Here is a 15,763-nt window from a genome sequence, read left to right as displayed (position 1 = left end):
GTTTTCGAGAAAATTTCTCACGGATTGACCATGGCCAAAAACGACGCTGCACCTCAATCCTTGGACAAATTCGACCGTGCCATCCTGGACCTGGTCCAGCGAGACAACACGATGCCGCTGCGCCTTATGGCCGAGCAGGTCAATCTTTCCACGGCCGCCGTTCAGCGCCGCATCAAGCGAATGGAAGAAGTGGGAGTCATCACCGGCAACGTCGCCATCGTCGATCCCACCGCCGTAGGACGGCCGATCACGATCATTGTGGAAGTGATGGCAGAGCGCACCAGCATCGAGGCGCTGGAGGCGATGAAGGCACACTTTGCGGTGCCCGAAGTTCAGCAGTGCTACTACGTCACCGGCGAAGTGGATTTCGTCCTGGTGTTAACCGTTGCCAGCATGCAGGAATACCAGGCTTTGGCGCGGCGATTGTTTGCCGAAAACGCCAACGTTACCTGGTTCAAGACAATCGTGGCGCTGGACCGTGTGAAAGTCGGGCTCAATGTGCCGAGCGTGCCGGGGTAACCGCTCATTCAGGAGCGGCTTGCGGATCGAACCGCTTGAAATTGGCCAAGACAGTCGCCCTGATACCGGAAGGGATGGGTGTTATTCAGTGGTTGATTTTTGACGCTCTGAGTGTCCGCTATTGGCCGGTTTCTACCAGTTACCAAAGTCTGCGCGCCGTATTAAACATCCCCCGCACAGCCCTTGTTTAAAAGCGTGCAAGGTTACTTCATGCAAGCTACAAGACCTTGCGCCGTTGCCTACGCTTACGCCAGAATCCGCCGGCTTGTGCGCCTTGGGGGCCATCGGTAACTTGGTTCGCGTCACTGCCCATCAGTGATCGGGTTTAGTAGCCCGGCCAAGGTATAGCGGTCGCATGAGCATCATCAATCAGGTATCTGCCTGCGCTTGATGGTAGCTGTGCGCATGGCGTCCTCGGACGCGCCGGTTTTTGCTTTCCCTTGCCGGTCTACTAACTTGCGCACAGCTGCCACCCTATCGTTTAGTAGCGAGATGGTTGCGGCCCTTCTTAACAAGGGAGCATCTATGTTCAAGGTAACGCCAAACCCGCCGGACACCGATCCGGCATCCCCGTACGAACCCGATTCAGAAAAGCTCAACGAAGCCGCCGAACGCGCCCTCGACGTTCACTTCCCCTCAACCGCCGATATCAAAGCCACACCGCGCACCGTCAGCACCCTCTTCACCGTCGACCCTGAGGTGACGCTCGAAACCCTGGCCGTTTATTTAGTCGAGACCCTGGCCTCAGTCGATGTGATGGTCCATCAATTGGTCGATCACCTCGACGGTGAATCGCGCCATGCGCTGCTGGGCATTTCCAACAGCGTGATGCTGGCGGAGATCACGGCGAACCGGGTGCTGGATCAGATTGATCCGCCCGAGTAGCCGGGCTGAATGGCGCAGCGGCCCGAAATGAGGCCGCTGCACATCGTCATCCACTTCAAATCAGAGCTGCTACGCTTGTAAATACTTCGGTAACCCGTTTGTTTCCGCGTGCCCAGGCGAGTCGGTTTCATTGGGCGAGGGAGTGGACATGACCCCGCGTAAAAGCAAGCCTGCCAAGGCTAAGACCCGCAAATCCGGCATCGCCATCAAGGAAGTGGTCTTCCGTTCGCGCAAGGAGCGCATGAGTGCGGGTGAGCGATTGCGCGAGAGCCTGCCGCACTCGCTGCACGCCACGTGGAAACCGCCGAGCAAGCACCGCGACCCGATTGAACTTCTGGAAGAGTCCAACCGTTACCGGCTGCCCAATCTGGTGCCCGTACGCTACGGCCGCATGTTGCGCAGCCCGTTCACTTTTTTGCGCGGCTCGGCGGGGTTGATGGCCCATGACCTGGCCAAGACGCCTACCACCGGTATCGAGGTGCAGGCTTGCGGCGACTGTCACCTGTTGAATTTCGGGTTGTTCGCCACGCCCGAGCGCAATCTGATTTTTGACATCAACGACTTCGACGAAACCCTGCCCGCGCCTTGGGAATGGGATGTGAAACGGCTGGCGATCAGTTTTGTCGTGGCAGCGCGGGACAACCGGATCAGCGACAAAGCGGCAGCGGCCACCGCCATGGAATGCGTGCGTGCCTATCGCGAGCGTCTGCGCAAACTGTCGAAGTTGAGCCCGCTTCAGGTTTGGTATGAACGCCTGGATGCCCAGGCGATCATCGACATGGCGCCCAACGGCGAAGTCAAAAAGTTTCGCGAACAAGTGGTGGCCAAGGCCAGGCTGCGGGTCGGCGATTACCTCTATCCCAAAATCAGCAGCGAAGTGGCGGGGCGGCGCCGATTGATCGATCAGCCACCCATTCTTTATCACGTGGATGAAAAAGATTTCGTGGAGCGCGCCCGTGAGGCTCTGCAGGATTATCGACTGTCATTAGCCCATGAACGGCGTGTGCTGTTCGATCGCTATCGCCTTGAGGACATTGCCGTCAAAGCGGTCGGCATCGGCAGCGTGGGGACCTACTGTTTTGTCGGTCTGTTCTTCTCTGCGGAAAACCATCCGTTGCTCCTGCAATTCAAGGAAGCCTGCCCTTCGGTGATGGCGCCCTATGCCGGCAAGAGCGAATTCAACAACCAGGGACAGCGCGTTGTCTCCGGGCAACGCTTGATGCAGTCCTCCAGCGACATTTTTCTGGGCTGGACACGTGGCCAGAAAGGCCGGCACTTTTTTGTCCGCCAGTTGCGCGACATGAAAATGTCGGCACCGATTGAAGGCATATCGGCGGCGCGTTTGAAGCGCTACGCCGAATGGTGCGGCCAGACGCTGGCCCGTGCCCATGCCAAATCCGGAGATGCGGCGCTTATCAGCGGTTATCTGGGGAAAACGGATTCGTTCGACCAGGCCATCGGCAAGTTTGCCGTGGCCTATGCCGATCAGAATGCCAAGGACTATGCAGCGCTGCTGGCCGCGGAAAGGTCCGGACGGATCACAGCGCTGATGGAAGAGGAATGAGGAACGCTCAGCGGCCGTGAGCCGCGTCTGCCAGTTGACTGGTATCGACCCGGACAAACACCGAGTCGCCCACCGCCGTCAGCATGTCCCCGGCGAACACCTCGCAGATAACGCGGGTTTTGCGTCCGACTTCGCCTTCGACTTTCGCCCGCAGGATCAACGGAACGCCCATGGGCGTCGGTTTGATGAACTTGATGCCAAGGTTGCCGGTGACGCAGTTGATGCGTGGCAGGCTGGCGACTTCGCGGTTTTCCGCCCGGTAGTGATAGGCCATGGCCGCCCAGTTGGAATGGCAATCGACCAGCATCGCGATCAAGCCGCCGTAGACCAGATCCGGCCAGCCGCAGTACATGGGATCGGGCACGTGCTCGGCGACGACGTGCACGCCGTCTTCATGCCAATGGCTCTTGATGTGCAGCCCGTGGGGATTGCTGCTGCCGCAGCCGTAGCAAATGCCGTCGGGGGCGGCGGTGTCTTGCAGGGAGGTGTTGAGATTGGACATGTCTTGATGATCCGGAAAATTGTAAGTCTGGTGTAATAACTGTAGGAGCGAGCCTGCTCGCGATGGCGGTGTATCAGGCGACATCGATTTTGGATGTACCGGCCTCATCGCGAGCAGGCTCGCTCCTACAGGGTTTTGCGTGAGCCTAAATCCGTGCCAGTGCCTGCGCCAGATCCGCGCGCAGGTCTTCGAGATCCTCCACTCCAACAGACAACCGCACCAGCGCATCGCCGATGCCCAGTTCTGCGCGGGTGTCGGCGGGGATGGTGGCGTGGGTCATGATGGCCGGGTGTTCGATCAGGCTTTCCACGCCGCCGAGGCTTTCGGCCAGGGCGAAGATCTGTACGTTTTCAAGGAAGCGTCTGGAGCCGGCCAGGTCGGTATTGAGGTCGACCGAAATCATCCCGCCAAAGCCGCGCATTTGCTTGCGCGCCAATTCGTGCTGCGGGTGCGAGGGCAGGCCCGGGTAGTAGACGCGCGCCACTTGTGGCTGACGTTCCAGCCATTGCGCGAGGTCCAGTGCATTACTGCAATGGCGCTCCATGCGCAGCGCGAGGGTCTTCACGCCGCGCAGGGTGAGGAAGGCGTCGAACGGCCCGGCGATGGCGCCCACCGCGTTTTGCAGAAAGCCCAGGCGCTCAGCCAGTTCGGCGTTCTGGCCGACCACGGCGATGCCGCCGATCACGTCGGAGTGGCCGTTCAGGTACTTGGTAGTCGAGTGCAGCACGATATCGAAACCCAGCTCCAGCGGTCGCTGAATCCATGGGCTGGCGAAAGTATTGTCGGCCACGCAGATGATCCCGCGGTCGCGGCAGGTGCGGGCGATGGCGGCGAGGTCGGTGAGGCGCAGCAGGGGATTGCTCGGTGTCTCGACCATCACCATGCGGGTGTCGTCCTGTAACGCCGCCTCGAAGGCGGCCGGGTCGGTCAGGTCGGCAAAACTGAAACGGTGCCCGGCGCTGCGCCGGCGAACCTTGTCGAACAGGCGGAAGGTGCCGCCGTACAGATCATTGCCCGAAACAATGTGCGAGCCGGCGTCGAGCAGTTCGAGCACGGTGGAGATCGTCGCCAGTCCCGAGGCGAAGGCAAAGGCCTGGGTGCCGCCTTCGAGATCCGCCACGCAGCGCTCCAGCGCCCAGCGTGTCGGGTTGTGCGAGCGCCCGTAGTCGAGGCCTTTGTGTACGCCGGGGCTCTGTTGTAAATAGGTCGAGTTGGCATAGATCGGCGGCATCAGCGCGCCGGTGGAAGGGTCCGGCGTTTGTCCCGCGTGGATCACCCGGGTAGCGAAGCCGTGTAGCGCGGTGTTTTTATCGTGCTGACTCATGCAAGGGATCTCCGTAAATGATTGAGCATGTCGACCCGGGTGATCAGGCCGTGGAAGCCGGAGGCGTCTTTGATGATCGCCACCAGCCCGAGGTCGAGCACCGCTTCCAGTTGCGCCAGGCTGGCGTCGGGCGCCAGGGTTTGCAGTTTGTCGGTCATCGCGCTGGTGACCGTCATGCGGAAGTGTGAAGCACCTTTCTGCACGCCCAGCAGAATGTCGGATTCGTCGATCACGCCCACCAGTTGCTGCCCGTTCACCAGCACCGGCAGTTGCGACACGTCCGCCAGGCGCATGCGCTGGAACGCGGTGAGCAGGGTGTCATCCGGGCCGACGCTGATCACCCGGCCATCCTCGAAACGCCGAGCGATCAGGTCGCGCAAGTCGCCGTAGCGCTTGCTTTGCAGCAGGCCCTGATCGCTCATCCATTGATCGTTGTAAACCTTCGACAGGTAACGGGTGCCCGTATCGCAGACGAAACTGACCACCCGTTTCGGCTCGGTTTGCTCGCGGCAATAGCGCAGCGCGGCGGCGAGCAGGGTGCCGGTCGACGAGCCGCCGAGAATGCCTTCGGCGCGCAGCAACTGGCGGGCATGATCGAAGCTTTCTTCGTCGCTGATGGAGTAGGCGTGGCGCACGCTGGACAAGTCGGCGATCGACGGAATGAAGTCTTCACCGATGCCTTCAACCGCCCAGGAGCCGGGGGTGCCGAGGGTGCCGCTGCGGCTGTATTCGGCCATCACCGAACCGATCGGGTCGGCCAGCACCATTTCCAGGTCCGGTTGCACGCGTTTGAAGAAACGGGTCAACCCGGTCAGCGTGCCGGCCGAGCCGACGCCGACGACGATGGCGTCCACATCATGTTGGGTCTGCGCCCAGATCTCCGGCGCGGTGCTGCATTCGTGGGCCAGCGGGTTGGCCGGATTGTTGAACTGGTCGGCGAAGAACGCGTCGGGAATTTCTGCGGCCAGACGCCCGGCGACGTCCTGGTAATAATCCGGATGGCCCTTGCCGACATCGGAACGGGTGATGTGCACTTCGGCGCCCATGGCCTTGAGGTGCAGGACTTTTTCCGTGGACATTTTGTCCGGCACCACCAGCACCACCCGATAACCTTTGGCACGGCCGACCAGCGCCAGGCCCAGGCCGGTGTTGCCGGCAGTGGCTTCGACGATCGTGCCGCCGGGCTTGAGGCGACCATCGCGCTCGGCCTCGTCGATCATCGCCAGGCCGATGCGGTCCTTGATCGAACCGCCGGGGTTCTGTGATTCGAGTTTGAGAAACAGGGTACAGGGGCCGGTATCGAAACGGCTGACACGCACCAGTGGCGTATTGCCGATCAGTTCGAGCACGGCAGGGCGGGAGTCGTTCGGCATGTCGTCACCTCGCAGCGTGGATCCTCGGTGGGTGGCCACTAACCGGCGATGAGTTGTTGTACCGGTCGCGGCAATGCATCGTCTGGACCATAGGCCTTGATCGCCACACTCGCAACCATCCGCGCGAAAGTACCCCCGACATTGGGGAAATTCCCTTTGAATGGTGGGCTTTATGGGGAGTGTTGCGGGTGAAAGAGGTGCCTAGAGAGTGGCCATGATCATGGCCAGATTGACCTGCTGCATGAGCTCGGTGATGGTCGACAGGCTCCCGGCTTGCAGGGTGGCCATGATCATGGCCTGGGGCGGCGTGAGGGCCAGGGCCGCCAGGGGCTGGATGTCCGGCAAGACCCGTTCTGCAATGCCGATGGCCGTGAGGCTGGCTGCCGTCACCATGGCCGCCGTTGCTGCCGCGAATACCGTCACCATGACGATCACGATGGCTGCCAGCGCAGCCATCGATACTGTCAGCGTTGCTTCCCCCGCCATGACCACCTCCGTCGCCGATTGCGCCACTGGGGATGCGCGTGAACATCCCCCGGCGAATTCAGCCAAAGCAAGGCGCGGGCCAACAGTCGGTAGCGTCGATAGCGTGGCTAGCGAAATCGCTCCGGGATAGCCTCGGCATACGGATAGAAAGAAAACCACGGCTTGGCTTCGTCGATGACGCGCTGGACCGACGGCCGTTGGGTCAAACGTTCGAAGTACGCGCTCAAGTGCCGGCAATCGTCGGGGAACGGCACAAGGGTGCTGGCATAGAACAGCGCCGGGGTGGCGGCACAATCGGCCAGGCTGAAGTCCGGGCTGGCCACCCAGGCTCGCGAGGCTAACTGACGGTCGAGCATGCCGTAGGCGGTCAACAGGCTGGCGCGTTGTTTGCTCAGATCGCCGTGGGTGGCGAACAAGCGATCAGCGACGATATGTTGCATCGGCATCTGGACGTGCAGGTCGAAAAACCGGTCCCACAGACGAACCTGCAACGCCGTGTCCCAATCACTGGGCAGCAGGCAGTGCTGTCCGGCGTAAAAGCGGTCCAGATACTCGATGATGATGCTCGACTCTGCAAGGCCCTGCGGGTTTCTCTGGTCGCGGATGACCGGGAATTTGCAAAGTGGCCATAGCGCTTGCAGGTCTGCGCGGTCAGCTTCATCGGAGAGATCGATGATCCTGGGTTCGAATTCGATGGTGTATTCGTAAAGCGCGACCAGCACTTTGTGGCAGTACGACGACAGCGGATGGTAGTACAGGGTCAGAGGCATTTTTATCTCCTCGGTACAGGGGGGTGAAATGCAGTATCGACCATCGCTCGCCCCCCGGCGATGTTCGAGACGAGAGGCAAAATCGATGAAAACCCCCAGGGTGGATTTTCAAATACAGCGCTTGCCCGTACCTCTGTGCGACACCCCTTATCCCTGCACGAAAACTACTTTCGCCTCGTTTGATAATCACGCCTCGAAATGTTTTAAGCGTTTCACGATTCATTCTGAAGGCCTCGATCGCGTATCTGAAGGGCACTGACATCAAAGTGCAGAACGCCGGGGACCCGTCCGAATGGGAGCGCGACATGACCCTGGACCACGTGATTCAGTCGGGCACGTTCAAGAACGTCGGCTTCTCGTTGCGCAACGGCCAGTCGAACACCGACACGGGCCGCGATGTGGATCAGAGCCGCTTCATCATCAACTATGCGATTGCGTTGTTGTAATCCACACCGCCAAACCCTGTGGAGAGCCATCAATCCTTGGACGAGGGCGTATCCGTGGGTGATTTTTTCAGACGATAAGCCAGCGCCGGGCGGGTCATGCCCAGCAGGCGGGCCGCTTCCGAGACGTTCTGCTGGCTGCGCTCCATGGCGGCGTGAATCAGCGCGTCTTCCACCGAGTCGAGCGCGATACCGCTGTCGATGATCGTGTCGATCCAGTTCTGGCCAGGCGCGGGCGTCGATTTCACCAGCCGTCCGTCACTGGCCAGGCCAATGCTTTCGGCCATCTGCGGCGAATGCGGGAAGAGGGCGTCGACGGTGATGCTCTGGTTCTCGTCGGTGATGATCACACCGCGTTCCATCAGGTTTTCCAACTCGCGGATGTTGCCGGGCCAGTCGTAGTTCAGGCACATCTGCAAGGCCCGGTCGGACAGGCCGAGAGTTTTTTTCCGGTAGCTGGCGTGCAGTTTTTCCAGAAAGTGCTCGATCAGCAACGGGATGTCTTCACGACGCTCACGCAGGGCCGGAATACGCACCGGGAACACGTTCAAGCGATAGAACAGGTCGGCGCGAAAACGCCCTTGCTTGACGGCATTTTCCAGGTCTTCATGGGTTGCCGTGATGACCCGCACATCGACTTTGCGGGTCTGCGAGTCACCGACGCGCTCCAACTCCTGCTCCTGCAAAACCCGCAGCAGCGAGGCTTGCGCACGTGGGGTCAATTCGACGATTTCATCGAGAAACAACGAGCCGCCGTTGGCCCGCTCGAAGCGGCCCATGCGCGACTGCTGGGCGCCGGTGTAGGCGCCTTTTTCCACGCCGAACAACTCGGCTTCGATCAGGTCCGGCGGGATGGCGGCGCAGTTCAGCGCGATGAAAGGTCCACCGGCCCGTTCGCTGCGCAAATGCAGGCTGCGGGCGATGACTTCCTTGCCCACGCCGGTTTCGCCCAGCAGCAGCACCGAAGCCTTGCCCAGCGCCACTTTGTCGATCAGCGAGCAGGTTCGGCGGTAGATCGCCGACTGGCCGATGCCGTAGAACTTGCCGGCCTCGATCTGCAGGCGCTGGCGCATGTTGGCCACTTGCACTTGCAGCGCTTGCAGTTCATCGATGATCGGGTCGCTCTGGAAGTAACGCATGATCTCTTCGGCATCGTCCCACTGCTCGGCGGGCTTGCCAATGATCCGGCACTGGGCGTCGCCGCAACCGCGGCAACTGACTTCCTTGTAGATGATCTGCCGACCGAGGAAAAACGAGCTGTAGCTGATGGCATAGCCGAGCAGCATCCAGCACACCGGCTGTTCGGAATGCAGGTTTTCGGTCTGGCAGTTCTCCACCTCGAAAGAGTCCTGCCACTCGATGTCGGCGTAGAACTGACCGTTCGCCAGATCGATGTCGATCGCCTGCGGACGGACGTTGACCATGCCCTTGAGCGAGTGCAGTTGCGGGCCGGTGAAGAACATTTCCAGGTCGCTGCCCTGAGGCCGCAGCTTGCGCGCCAGTTCGGCGTCCTTGAGCCCGGACTGATAACCCAGGCGCATGAAAAATCCTTTGGCGCGCTCGACGCCAAGCATTTCGATCAGCTCGCGTCTGCACGACGCCATCATCGACACCTGGATCAACAACATGCGTTGTTCGTCCAGCCAGATTTTGCCCTCGCTCCCGTGAAAGCGAACCTGGTCGCTCAGGTCCTTGAGCGACGGCGGGTGCTGGGAAGCCTTGTACGTGGTGATCATTCAGTGCGCCCCGATTGTAGTTATGTTGGGGATGGAGATGCGTTCCGCTCAGGCAATGGCGGTTTGTTTACGCATCCTGGCGACCGGTGTTTTTCAGGCAAGGCAAGGTCGGGTTTCCTTTTTCTAAGCGGCCTGAAACCGAGCGAAATGTCAATCGTCGAATGATTAGTCATTTGCTCGAAGGCCCTGGAGACGATTGAGCAAATGATCAATTGGCCGGTTCGCTGGCCTGTCTGCCAGTGGTGTGCTGGTCGCTAGGCTGGAGTGGATATTTTCATTTAATTATCTGTTTTTAAAAGAATAAAAAATTCATTCCAACCGTTTTTGCAGCGCTGGCACCCTTGTTGCTCCGTACCCCGAACATAACAAGGGAGTACCCGAGCATGAGCCAGCCTGCCAGCCCATTCGATCAAATGCCGCGCTACATCCGCGTCCGCAGCGGACCTGACGACACCTTCGTCGAATTCGATTTCGCCATCGGCTTTCCCGACCTGTTTGTCGAGTTGGTATTGCCGCGCCAGGCGTTCCACCAGTTCTGCGAAAGCAACCGGGTGCAGCACATGGACGCGCAGATGTGCGCGGCCCTCGACGCCGATGCGCGCAAGTGGCGCTACGGCGAAACCCGCGACGCCGACCAGGCCGATCAACACGCGACAGAACAATAACCACAGGAGTCCACTCCATGAGTGTCGAGATCAAGACGACCACCGTCGAGACGATCCGCAATACCTTCAGCCACACCCGTCGCCGGTTTGGCGACAAGGTGGCCAGCCGTTATCAGGAAGCCAGTTTCGACCTGGAGTCGGCGACCAATTTTCATTATCGGCCGCTGTGGCAGCCGGACAAACTGCTCAACGATGCCACCCGCACCGCGGTAGTCATGGCCGATTGGTACGCGGTCAGCGACCCGCGCCAGTACTACTACGGCGCCTACGTCCAGGCCCGGGCCAAGATGCAGGAAAACGCCGAGCACGATTACGCCTTCTGCGAAAAGCGCGACATGCTCGCCGGCCTCTCTGCCTCCAATGTCCAACTGATCAGCAAGCTGCTGTTGCCCCTGCGCCACGCCGAGATGGGCGCCAACATGAACAACAGCAACATCGCCGCCGACGGCTTCGGCACCAGCGTTACGCAGATGCACATGTTCCAGGCCATGGACCGCCTCGGCATCGCCCAGTACCTGTCGCGCATCGGCCTGATGCTCGATGACGGCGACGTGTTGCTGCTGGCCCAGGCCAAACAGCAGTGGCTCAACGATGCGGGGTGGCAAGGCATGCGTCGCTATGTCGAGGACACGCTGGTGGTGCGTGACTGGTTCGAATTGACCGTGGCGCAGAACCTGGTCAGCGATGGCCTGGTGTACCCGTTGCTGTTCCACAAACTCGACGAGCAACTGTCGGCCAACGGCGCCGGCCAGGTCGGCATGCTGACCGAATTCATGCGCCTGTGGTTTGCCGAAAGCCAGCGCTGGGTCGATGCGTTACTCAAAGTCGTGATCAACGAAAGCCCGGCCAACAAGGCACGGGTGCAAGACTGGGTCGATCACTGGAGTGCCCGCTCCATCGAAGCGCTGCGACCGTTGGCGGCGATGGGCCTCGACGCGTCCGCACTGGATGGTGTCTGCACCGAGTTCAGCGCACGCCTGAAGAAACTTGGCATGACAGGAGAACGCGCATGACTTCGCTCGTTTACATGAACCTGCAGGACACCGATTACGCGCGCTCGATCGTCGACGCGATTGTCCAGGACAACCCTCACGCCGAGATCCAGCACCAGCCATCGATGATCCGCATCGAGGCCGAGGGCCGCCTCGACATCCGCCGCGAAACGGTCGAGGCGCTTACCGGCAGCGTCTGGGACATCCAGGAAATGCTGATGTACGTGATCACCCTGGGCGGCAATGTCGTGGAAGAGGACGACAGCTTTTCGCTGTACTGGAACAACTGATCGGAACCGACCGCCGTTCGATCCACAACAAAAATTCGGGAGCGCCATCATGGCCGTGAAAAAACGCCTCAATGCCAAAGAAAAATACCGTTGCATGACCCGTGACCTGGACTGGGAGCCTAGCTACCAGACCCACGAAGACATCTACCCGCACGAGCGCTTCGAAGGAATCAAGATCACCGACTGGGACAAGTGGGAAGACCCGTTCCGCCTGACGATGGACACCTACTGGAAATACCAGGCCGAGAAAGAGAAAAAGCTCTACGCGATCTTCGATGCGTTCTCGCAAAACAACGGCCATACCACGTTGTCGGACGCCCGCTATGTCAATGCGCTGAAGCTCTTTCTGTCCGGTGTCACGCCGCTGGAATACCAGGCTTACCAGGGTTTCGCCCGGGTCGGCCGGCAGTTCAGTGGCGCCGGTGCGCGCATTGCCTGCCAGATGCAGGCCATCGACGAACTGCGTCACGTGCAGACCCAGATCCACGCGATGAGTCACTACAACAAGCACTTCAACGGCCTGCATGACTTCGCGCATATGCACGACCGCGTGTGGTTCCTCTCGGTGCCCAAGTCGTTCTTCGAAGACGCACGCACGGCGGGGCCGTTCGAGTTCCTCACGGCAATCTCGTTCTCGTTCGAGTACGTGCTGACCAACCTGTTGTTCGTGCCGTTCATGTCTGGCGCGGCGTTCAACGGCGACATGGCCACGGTGACCTTTGGCTTCTCGGCACAGTCCGACGAAGCGCGGCACATGACCTTGGGCCTGGAAGTGATCAAGTTTCTGCTGGAGCAGCACGAAGACAACGTGCCGATCATCCAGCGCTGGATCGACAAGTGGTTCTGGCGGGGCTACCGCCTGCTGACGCTGGTGGGAATGATGATGGACTACATGTTGCCCAACAAAGTCATGTCCTGGTCCGAAGCCTGGGGCGTGTATTTCGAAGAGGCGGGCGGGGCGCTGTTCAAGGACCTGGAGCGCTACGGCATCCGTCCGCCCAAGCACGTCGAAGAGGCGAACGTCGCCAAGGACCACGTCAGCCACCAGGCCTGGTCGATTTTCTACCAGTACAGCCAGGCGACCAACTTCCACACCTGGATGCCCACCGACGAGGAGTTGGACTGGCTGTCGTCCAAATATCCCGACACCTTCGACAAGATCTACCGCCCGCGCTTCGAGCACTGGCGTGCGCTGCAAGAGAAGGGCGAGCGCTTCTACAACCCGACCCTGCCGATGCTCTGCCAGATCTGCCAGATCCCGCTGTCGTTCGGCGAGCCGGACGACCAGACCACCCTCAGCCATCGCAGCGCCGAGCACGAAGGCGAGCGCTACCACTTCTGTTCTCAGGGTTGCTGCGACATTTTCGAATACGAACCGACCAAGTACATCCAGGCCTGGCTGCCGGTGCATCAGATCCTGCAGGGCAACTGCGGTGGCGGCGATGTCGAGTCAGTGGTGCGCGACTACTACAACATCAATCCCGGCCAGGACAACTTCGAGTACCTCGGCTCCACCGAGCACCGACGCTGGCAGGACTGGCACCCGAACGATCGCAACAGCTCACCGGCCACCGCCGCCGACCCGGACCTGCTCAAGGCCGGTTGAGCACTGACTTTTGTAGGCGCGAGCCTGCTCGCGATGAGGTCACGACATTCACCGCTCAAGTGTCTGTTACACCGCTTTCGTCAGCAGGCTCGCTCCCACCTTCCAACTGACAACAATAAGGAAAACGATCATGCCCGTGACCGCCATCGGCGCCTACCGCGCCCAACCCCTGGACCGCCAGGAGAATTTCCACGGCCTGCAACTGGTGTACCTGTGCTGGGAAAAACACCTGATGTTCTGCGCGCCGTTTACCTTTCCACTGCCACCGACGATGCCGTTCGGCGACTTCATCGAACAAGTGGTCAAGCCTTCGATTGCCCGGCACCCGGATGCGCCGCAGGTCGATTTCAGCCAGGCCCTGTGGCGCCTCAACGACCACCCGTTCACCCCGGACAACGCAGCAAGCCTGATCGCCAACGGCATCGATCACAAGAGCCTGCTGCACCTCAATACTCCCGGCTTGAACGGCATTGCCGGCAGCTTCAACTGAGGACACGGCGATGAGCTACCAAGTCACCATTGAACCCACTGGCGAGCAGATCGAAGTGGAAGAAGGGCAGACCATTCTTCAGGCCGCGTTGCGCCAGGGCGTCTGGTTGCCGTTTGCCTGCGGCCACGGCACTTGCGCCACCTGCAAGGTCCAGGTGCTGGAGGGCGAAGCCGACCTTGGCGCCGCCTCGTCCTTTGCGCTGATGGACATGGAACGCGATGAAGGCAAGGTGCTGGCCTGCTGTGCGATCCCGCAAAGCGACATGGTGATCGAGGCCGATATCGATGCCGACCCGGACTTCCTCGGCCATCCGGTGGAGGACTATCGCGCGGTGGTCAGCGCCTTGGTCGACCTGTCGCCAACCATCAAGGGCGTGCACCTCAAGCTCGATCGGCCGATGGCATTCCAGGCCGGGCAGTACATCAACCTGCAACTGCCCGGAATTGAAGGCACGCGGGCGTTCTCGCTGGCCAATCCACCGAGCCGTGCCGACGAAGTCGAACTGCACGTGCGGCGGGTCGACGGCGGGCTGGCCACCGGCAAGATTCACGATGATTTGAAGGTCGGCGATGGGGTGGAATTGTCCGGACCGTATGGGCAGTTTTTCGTCCGTGGTTCACAGAGCGGCGACCTGATTTTCATCGCCGGCGGTTCCGGGTTGTCGAGTCCGCAGTCGATGATTCTCGATTTGCTGGAGGCCGGCGATACCCGGCAGATCGTGTTGTTCCAGGGCGCGCGTAACCGTGGCGAACTGTACAACCGCGAACTGTTCGAAGCGCTGGCCCGGGACCACAGCAACTTCAGCTATGTGCCGGCCCTTAGTCAGGCGGTCGAGGACCCTGAGTGGACGGGGTTCAAGGGCTATGTGCATGACGCCGCGAAGCAGCATTTCGACGGCCGCTTCAGCAACCGCAAGGCCTACTTGTGCGGACCGCCAGTGATGATCGATTCGGCCATCACCTGCCTGATGCAAGGACGGCTGTTTGAGCGCGACATCTTCATGGAGCGCTTCTACAGCGCTGCCGACGGTGGTGAAAACACCCAGCGTTCCGCGTTGTTCAAACGCATTTGATTGACCTGTAAACCCGCCTTCTCGATCTGCCGAGAGGGCGAGGTGTGCCCGACCCATAACAACAATAAAGGCTGAACCGAATGACTCGTCGACTGCAAAACCTGCTCGTGATCGCTACTGCTGTGACCGCATCGCTGTCCGTGCACGCCACTGAAGGCGGCGGCACGTCCTATCCGCTGGGCGCGGAAAACTACATGTCCGGGGCGATGCCGCCGCCGGGGTTTTACGGGCAACTGTTCGTCACCCACTACGAAGCCGACAACCTGCGCGGCAACGACGGCAAGAAACTCCCGGTGGATTTTCGCGTGCGCGCCAACGCCATCACCCCGCGACTGATCTGGGTCAGCGATTACACCTTGTTCGGCGCCAGCGTGGCACTGCATGCGATCGTGCCGTTGGTGGATCTCAAGGTCGAACTCAACGGCCAGTCGCAAAGCAAACAAGGCCTGGGTGACGTGATTTTCGGCCCGGCGCTGGGCTTTCACCACAGCGAAAAATTCCACAGCATCCTCGCTCTCGACATGATCGCCCCGACCGGTCGCTACGACCGTGGCGACCTGGCCAACACCGGGCGCAATTACTGGGTGATCGAACCGGTCTACGCCATCACCTACGTCGACCCGAACGGGCTCAACGTCGATGCGAAAATCATGTACGACTTCAACCGCGAAAACCCGGCGACCGACTACCGTTCGGGCCAGGAGTTTCATGTCGACTATGCCGTCGGCTGGGGGATGGGCAATGGTTGGGTGTTGGGCATTGGCGGTTACTACTATCGCCAGACCACCGACGACCGCCAGAACGGCGAGACCATCGAAGACAACAAGGGACGCTCGCTGGCCATCGGCCCGTCAATCAAATACACCAGCAAGAATGGCTGGTTCGTCACAGGCAAATGGGAGCAGGAAACCGAAGTGCGCAACCGGGCACAGGGGAATGCGTACTGGATGAAGCTGACCGTGCCGTTCTGACACCGCAAACCCTGTAGCAGCTAGCCTGCTGGCGATGAGGCCATCACATCCAACATCGATGCGGGCTGACACACC

General features: G+C 60.5%; 17 protein-coding genes. 11 read left to right on the top strand and 6 right to left on the bottom strand.

Going from position 1 to position 15,763, the window contains the following annotated elements:
* The first annotated feature begins 30 nt into the window (after window positions 1-30).
* The 3 genes from ACNYC6_RS02980 to ACNYC6_RS02970 all read left to right on the top strand — a co-directional run bounded on the left by ACNYC6_RS02980 (window position 31) and on the right by ACNYC6_RS02970 (window position 2,968).
* Entirely contained in the window at window positions 31-519 is a 489-nt protein-coding gene (locus ACNYC6_RS02980; RefSeq protein ID WP_419711011.1) for an Lrp/AsnC family transcriptional regulator, read from the top strand.
* 525 nt (window positions 520-1,044) lie between these two features.
* The gene (locus tag ACNYC6_RS02975; protein WP_419711010.1) at window positions 1,045-1,404 is read left to right on the top strand and encodes a DUF6124 family protein; all 360 of its coding nucleotides are present in this window, start codon (window positions 1,045-1,047) and stop codon (window positions 1,402-1,404) included.
* A 148-nt stretch (window positions 1,405-1,552) separates the two neighbouring features.
* Window positions 1,553-2,968 (top strand): DUF2252 domain-containing protein, encoded by a 1,416-nt coding sequence (locus tag ACNYC6_RS02970; protein ID WP_419711009.1) that lies wholly within the window; start codon window positions 1,553-1,555, stop codon window positions 2,966-2,968.
* A 7-nt stretch (window positions 2,969-2,975) separates the two neighbouring features.
* On the opposite strand, the gene ACNYC6_RS02965 is transcribed toward ACNYC6_RS02970, so the two are convergent.
* The 5 genes from ACNYC6_RS02965 to ACNYC6_RS02945 all read right to left on the bottom strand — a co-directional run bounded on the left by ACNYC6_RS02965 (window position 2,976) and on the right by ACNYC6_RS02945 (window position 7,423).
* Window positions 2,976-3,470, bottom strand: a complete 495-nt coding sequence (locus ACNYC6_RS02965) for a PaaI family thioesterase (RefSeq protein WP_419711008.1) — start codon at window positions 3,468-3,470, stop codon at window positions 2,976-2,978.
* Between the two features lie 145 nt (window positions 3,471-3,615).
* On the bottom strand, window positions 3,616-4,794 hold the full coding sequence (locus ACNYC6_RS02960) for a trans-sulfuration enzyme family protein (RefSeq protein WP_419711007.1): 1,179 nt from the start codon (window positions 4,792-4,794) through the stop codon (window positions 3,616-3,618).
* Window positions 4,791-6,167 (bottom strand): pyridoxal-phosphate dependent enzyme, encoded by a 1,377-nt coding sequence (locus tag ACNYC6_RS02955; protein ID WP_419711006.1) that lies wholly within the window; start codon window positions 6,165-6,167, stop codon window positions 4,791-4,793. The genes ACNYC6_RS02960 and ACNYC6_RS02955 overlap by 4 nt, the downstream gene beginning before the upstream one ends.
* 201 nt (window positions 6,168-6,368) lie before the next feature.
* Window positions 6,369-6,653, bottom strand: a complete 285-nt coding sequence (locus tag ACNYC6_RS02950) for a hypothetical protein (RefSeq protein ID WP_419711005.1) — start codon at window positions 6,651-6,653, stop codon at window positions 6,369-6,371.
* Window positions 6,654-6,760: 107 nt separating this feature from the next.
* The gene (locus tag ACNYC6_RS02945) at window positions 6,761-7,423 is read right to left on the bottom strand and encodes a glutathione S-transferase family protein (protein WP_419711004.1); all 663 of its coding nucleotides are present in this window, start codon (window positions 7,421-7,423) and stop codon (window positions 6,761-6,763) included.
* 266 nt (window positions 7,424-7,689) lie between these two features.
* On the opposite strand from ACNYC6_RS02945, the gene ACNYC6_RS02940 reads away from it, so the two are divergent.
* Window positions 7,690-7,869 (top strand): OprD family outer membrane porin, encoded by a 180-nt coding sequence (locus tag ACNYC6_RS02940; protein WP_419711003.1) that lies wholly within the window; start codon window positions 7,690-7,692, stop codon window positions 7,867-7,869.
* Between the two features lie 29 nt (window positions 7,870-7,898).
* On the opposite strand, the gene ACNYC6_RS02935 is transcribed toward ACNYC6_RS02940, so the two are convergent.
* The gene (locus ACNYC6_RS02935; protein ID WP_419711002.1) at window positions 7,899-9,602 is read right to left on the bottom strand and encodes a sigma 54-interacting transcriptional regulator; all 1,704 of its coding nucleotides are present in this window, start codon (window positions 9,600-9,602) and stop codon (window positions 7,899-7,901) included.
* Window positions 9,603-9,985: 383 nt separating this feature from the next.
* Here ACNYC6_RS02935 and ACNYC6_RS02930 point away from each other — a divergent pair, with 383 nt between their 5' ends.
* From ACNYC6_RS02930 to ACNYC6_RS02900, 7 genes are all read left to right on the top strand, one after another.
* Window positions 9,986-10,267 (top strand): phenol hydroxylase subunit, encoded by a 282-nt coding sequence (locus tag ACNYC6_RS02930; protein ID WP_419711001.1) that lies wholly within the window; start codon window positions 9,986-9,988, stop codon window positions 10,265-10,267.
* 17 nt (window positions 10,268-10,284) lie between these two features.
* The gene (locus ACNYC6_RS02925) at window positions 10,285-11,280 is read left to right on the top strand and encodes an aromatic/alkene monooxygenase hydroxylase subunit beta (RefSeq protein WP_419711000.1); all 996 of its coding nucleotides are present in this window, start codon (window positions 10,285-10,287) and stop codon (window positions 11,278-11,280) included.
* The gene (locus tag ACNYC6_RS02920) at window positions 11,277-11,549 is read left to right on the top strand and encodes an MmoB/DmpM family protein (RefSeq protein WP_419710999.1); all 273 of its coding nucleotides are present in this window, start codon (window positions 11,277-11,279) and stop codon (window positions 11,547-11,549) included. The genes ACNYC6_RS02925 and ACNYC6_RS02920 overlap by 4 nt, the downstream gene beginning before the upstream one ends.
* A 49-nt stretch (window positions 11,550-11,598) precedes the next feature.
* Window positions 11,599-13,155 carry an aromatic/alkene/methane monooxygenase hydroxylase/oxygenase subunit alpha gene (locus tag ACNYC6_RS02915; protein ID WP_419710998.1) on the top strand — a complete coding sequence of 519 codons (1,557 nt, stop codon included), beginning with the start codon at window positions 11,599-11,601 and terminating at the stop codon, window positions 13,153-13,155.
* Between the two features lie 130 nt (window positions 13,156-13,285).
* Complete coding sequence (locus tag ACNYC6_RS02910; RefSeq protein WP_419710997.1) at window positions 13,286-13,645, top strand: phenol hydroxylase subunit P4; 360 nt, start codon at window positions 13,286-13,288, stop codon at window positions 13,643-13,645.
* A 10-nt stretch (window positions 13,646-13,655) separates the two neighbouring features.
* Window positions 13,656-14,717: an NADH:ubiquinone reductase (Na(+)-transporting) subunit F gene (locus ACNYC6_RS02905; protein ID WP_419710996.1), complete on the top strand. Its 1,062-nt coding sequence runs from the start codon at window positions 13,656-13,658 to the stop codon at window positions 14,715-14,717.
* Window positions 14,718-14,797: 80 nt separating this feature from the next.
* Window positions 14,798-15,688 carry a SphA family protein gene (locus ACNYC6_RS02900; RefSeq protein WP_419710995.1) on the top strand — a complete coding sequence of 297 codons (891 nt, stop codon included), beginning with the start codon at window positions 14,798-14,800 and terminating at the stop codon, window positions 15,686-15,688.
* Window positions 15,689-15,763 lie beyond the last annotated feature (75 nt).

The sequence above is a fragment of the Pseudomonas sp. NFX224 genome, assembly GCF_048565165.1.
Classification (GTDB): Bacteria; Pseudomonadota; Gammaproteobacteria; order Pseudomonadales; family Pseudomonadaceae; genus Aquipseudomonas.
Note: the sequence above shows the minus strand (reverse complement) of the source record. Positions and strands in the feature narration are given on the sequence as shown.

Bases quoted from the DNA above. Each gene is read 5' to 3' on its own strand.
- ACNYC6_RS02980 (WP_419711011.1), top strand. From the start codon at position 31: ATGGCCAAAAACGACGCTGCACCTCAATCCTTGGACAAATTCGACCGT.
- ACNYC6_RS02975 (WP_419711010.1), top strand. From the start codon at position 1,045: ATGTTCAAGGTAACGCCAAACCCGCCGGACACCGATCCGGCATCCCCG.
- ACNYC6_RS02970 (WP_419711009.1), top strand. From the start codon at position 1,553: ATGACCCCGCGTAAAAGCAAGCCTGCCAAGGCTAAGACCCGCAAATCC.
- ACNYC6_RS02965 (WP_419711008.1), bottom strand. From the start codon at position 3,470: ATGTCCAATCTCAACACCTCCCTGCAAGACACCGCCGCCCCCGACGGC.
- ACNYC6_RS02960 (WP_419711007.1), bottom strand. From the start codon at position 4,794: ATGAGTCAGCACGATAAAAACACCGCGCTACACGGCTTCGCTACCCGG.
- ACNYC6_RS02955 (WP_419711006.1), bottom strand. From the start codon at position 6,167: ATGCCGAACGACTCCCGCCCTGCCGTGCTCGAACTGATCGGCAATACG.
- ACNYC6_RS02950 (WP_419711005.1), bottom strand. From the start codon at position 6,653: ATGGCGGGGGAAGCAACGCTGACAGTATCGATGGCTGCGCTGGCAGCC.
- ACNYC6_RS02945 (WP_419711004.1), bottom strand. From the start codon at position 7,423: ATGCCTCTGACCCTGTACTACCATCCGCTGTCGTCGTACTGCCACAAA.
- ACNYC6_RS02935 (WP_419711002.1), bottom strand. From the start codon at position 9,602: ATGATCACCACGTACAAGGCTTCCCAGCACCCGCCGTCGCTCAAGGAC.
- ACNYC6_RS02930 (WP_419711001.1), top strand. From the start codon at position 9,986: ATGAGCCAGCCTGCCAGCCCATTCGATCAAATGCCGCGCTACATCCGC.
- ACNYC6_RS02925 (WP_419711000.1), top strand. From the start codon at position 10,285: ATGAGTGTCGAGATCAAGACGACCACCGTCGAGACGATCCGCAATACC.
- ACNYC6_RS02920 (WP_419710999.1), top strand. From the start codon at position 11,277: ATGACTTCGCTCGTTTACATGAACCTGCAGGACACCGATTACGCGCGC.
- ACNYC6_RS02915 (WP_419710998.1), top strand. From the start codon at position 11,599: ATGGCCGTGAAAAAACGCCTCAATGCCAAAGAAAAATACCGTTGCATG.
- ACNYC6_RS02910 (WP_419710997.1), top strand. From the start codon at position 13,286: ATGCCCGTGACCGCCATCGGCGCCTACCGCGCCCAACCCCTGGACCGC.
- ACNYC6_RS02905 (WP_419710996.1), top strand. From the start codon at position 13,656: ATGAGCTACCAAGTCACCATTGAACCCACTGGCGAGCAGATCGAAGTG.
- ACNYC6_RS02900 (WP_419710995.1), top strand. From the start codon at position 14,798: ATGACTCGTCGACTGCAAAACCTGCTCGTGATCGCTACTGCTGTGACC.